The organism is Tetragenococcus muriaticus DSM 15685, assembly GCF_000423785.1.
GTDB classification, from domain to species: Bacteria; Bacillota; Bacilli; order Lactobacillales; family Enterococcaceae; genus Tetragenococcus; species Tetragenococcus muriaticus.
This window is the reverse complement of record NZ_AUIQ01000094.1, coordinates 1-3,617: the sequence shown is the minus strand read 5'-3', so window position 1 is coordinate 3,617 and position 3,617 is coordinate 1. Positions and strand designations below refer to the sequence as shown.

At 36.1% G+C, this 3,617-nt stretch carries 2 protein-coding genes; both read left to right on the top strand.

Going from position 1 to position 3,617, the window contains the following annotated elements:
- The first annotated feature begins 213 nt into the window (after positions 1 to 213).
- Positions 214 to 780, top strand: a complete 567-nt coding sequence (locus tag G577_RS0110145) for a TetR/AcrR family transcriptional regulator (protein WP_014123534.1) — start codon at positions 214 to 216, stop codon at positions 778 to 780.
- 48 nt (positions 781 to 828) lie between these two features.
- Positions 829 to 3,486: an MMPL family transporter gene (locus G577_RS0110140; RefSeq protein ID WP_014123535.1), complete on the top strand. Its 2,658-nt coding sequence runs from the start codon at positions 829 to 831 to the stop codon at positions 3,484 to 3,486.
- Positions 3,487 to 3,617 lie beyond the last annotated feature (131 nt).

Sequence of the window (3,617 nt, the reverse complement as noted above, 5' to 3'; positions counted from 1 at the left end):
GTTTGCCTTTAAAATGATTCATTACTCTGTCCTCTCTGTCTTTTTTCTCAATTTTACACTAAAATAGATTTTTGGGAAAACTTTGCAACAGAACCATCGTAACTTTTTTTGTATGGAAATGCATTTTTACACATGTCTAAATTTAAACTGTTGTAAAAATAAATATGTGGAGATAGAATAGTTTATAGAGAAAAACATTTTTGGAGGGAATAAATGAAATATGATTTGACGAAAAAATCAACCAAAGGAGCGCAAAGAACTTTAAGAGCATTTTCGGATGCGATGTATAAGCTACTAGCGGAAAAATCGTATGACGATATTAGCATTAATGAAATTTGTAAGATTAGTAATTTTCCGCGGGCAACTTTCTATAACTATTTTGAAGATAAAAAAGATTTATTGAATTATTGTTGGTTATTATTCAAAGAAGAAAGCAATATTGAGCAGTATCATGACGTTGCTGACGAAAATCTTCAAGAATATATATTGGGTCAAATCTTTGAGGCCATGGATCAGCATCGGGAACTATTAACTCAATTAGCAAAGCATAATGCTAATAATAGTTCGATTGTGAGCAGCATTTATGAGTACTTTAAAAACGAGGCTATTACGATTTTAAAGCAAGATCTAAAAAATCAAACTTCGAAAGTACCACTAGAATTAGTAGCAAAGCATTATAGTAATACGATTTTGTTGGTACTTAAGTGGATTTTCATCGAAAATCATCCATTGTCTAAGAGAGAAGCGATGGAATATGTTGATGAGTTACTAGGGAAATAAGCATTAAGAGAAGAGTGAATTGATTAATTATAGATAGGAGAGAAGAGTATGAGTAAGTATATCAAACAAAACATTGCCAAGTTTGTGACTTGGATTATCGTTTTGATTTTAGGAATCGTAATGTTACCTAATATTTCTAGCTTAGTAGCTGAAAAAGGTCAAACCAAAATTCCGGATACGGCTAAAAGCCAAGTTGCTAAAACCATCCAAAAAGATTGGGGCCACAAAATTAGCAATACGCGCCAGGTCGTTTTGGTCTTTAATAATGGTGACCAAGCCTTAACCCATAAGCAAAAAGATCGTATTAATGACACTATTGATAAAATCAAAGATAATAAATCTAAGTATGATATTAAAGGAGTTACTGCTCCTAACGATAGTGAGGCAACTAAGAAGCAATTAATTTCAAAAGATAAATCAACCCAGATAGTGCAACTAGATGTAGGTAAGCGGGATTCAGTGCGGAAGATGAATCAAAAGCTGGTTAAAGAAGTTAAGACGAGCGGAGTGAAAACTTACGTAACTGGTAGTGATATCTTAAATGATGATTTCTCGGTAGCCATTGAAGAGGGTCTTAAAAAGACTGAAGTTATTGCCATCGTCTTCATTTTGATTGTGCTAATTCTAGTCTTCCGTTCCCCAATTGTTCCTTTAATTTCTTTAGGAACTGTTGGACTATCTTTCATCGTCGCTTTATCAGCAGTGATGAATTTAGCTAAATATGCAGGATTTACGATTTCAAACTTTACCCAAGTTTTCATGGTCGTTGTTATGTTTGGAATCGGGACGGATTACAATATCTTACTCTATAACCAATTCAAGAATGATTTGATTGAGGGGATGGATAAAGAAACTGCCACGAAGCATTCACTTAAGGTGGCAGGGAAAACGATTCTTTATTCAGGAAGTACCGTTCTATTAGGATTCTTGACTTTAGCATTGGCTAAGTTTTCCATTTACCGTTCGGCAACGGGGGTTGGAATTGGGGTTGCTATTTTACTACTAGCATTATTGACCGTTAACCCCTTCTTTATGTCACTACTCGGGAATAAGGTATTCTGGCCTAGTCATAATTCAAAAGAATCAAATCACAGTAAGTTGTGGGATTGGCTTTCAGGACACTCAGCTAAAAATCCATTGATTGCTTTAGGCATCATCGTAATTTTAGCAATTCCAATGCTGTTAACTTATAACAATAAACTTAATTATGATACAGTCGTTGAACTACCAGCTAATTATTCTGCTAAGCAAGGATTTAAGACGGTGCAAAAGCACTTTAGCAAAGGAACAGCGGAACCTACTACCATCTATATCAAGAGCAGTCACAAGCTTGATAATGAAAGTGATTTAAGAGTTATTGATAACTTAACCAACCAAATTAAAGGTATTGATGGAATCAAGACGGTTGCATCAGTTACTCAACCAGGTGGCGATAAGTTAGATCAGCTTTATGTTAATGATCAATTGAAGACGTTGACTTCCCAAACAAGCAAGGCTCAAGCGGGCTTAAAAGAACTTCAAAAAGGTTTAACTGGTGGAGATTTTGATGCTAGTCAACTTGAAGATATCGGTGCTAAGGCGACCTTAATTGGGCAAGAGTTGAAGAGTATCCAATCAACTAGTGGTAGCTCTGTAAGTGGTCAACAATTGATGACGGCCTTACAACAAAAGATGGCAGCGGCTGGTCAACCATTATCACAAACACAAATGACGATTCTTTCTGGAGCAGCTAGCCAAGAAATGGCTTCAGTAAGTTCAATGCAAACTCGCCTTCAAGCAATTGCCACTTATACCCAAGCAATCGGTAATGATGCTCAAACTCTTGGAAATGAACTTAAGGAACAACAACAAAAAATGGCAACCGCTGGTGGCAGCGTTGGTAAACTAAATGACGGGCTATCTGAATCCAATAATTACTTGAAAGAACTTCAAGATTCATCTGCATCTAACACATTATTTGTGCCTAAAGCAGTGTTAGAAAGTGATACATTTAAAGATTCAGAAGATGTCTACTTATCTTCAAATAAAAAGGCCGCTAAGATCACGGTGGTCTTAGATTCAGATCCATTAACTGCTAAGTCGATTAAAAAAGTTGAAAGTCTGCAAACGATGATTAACAACAATATCAAGGGAACCTCATTGAAGAAAGCTTCCGTTTCGATTGGCGGTCAGACTTCTGAAACTTCTGATAAATCAAGTATTGCTAATCAAGATTTCTTACGTAGTGCAGTAATTATGTTAGTTGGCATTACACTTGCATTGATGTTAGTAACGCGCTCTATCTTACAACCATTCTATATCATTGCTTCATTGCTACTAGCATACGTAGGTGGACTAGGAATTACACGCTTTATTAGTAGTACATTCCTTGGGGAAAATCTATTAGGATGGAATGTACCTTTCTTCACCTTTGTAATGTTGGTTGCCCTTGGAGTAGATTACAGTATCTTCTTGATGATGAAGTACCGTGAATTTGATAACGAGGATGCTGGAGATCGAATTGTTAAATCAGCAGGAATTATTGGAACGGTGGTAATTTCAGCTGCAATTATCCTAGGGGGAACATTTGCTGCCTTAATTCCAGCAGGAGTTCTGACCTTGACACAAGTTGCTGTTGGGGTAATTAGTGGTCTGGTTATACTAGTCTTCTTAATTCCAGCAATGAATAGTAGTTTAATTCGTTTAACTTATCCAAGAAAAAATTAATCATAAAGTCGTAACTCAATTTGGGGTTACGGCTTTTGGTTCTGTTGCGAAGTTTGAAAATCAAACGCGCCCTCTCTGAACTCCAAATATCTTAGGCTGTTATTCCCATTAATACCTTGATTTCAGTAGAC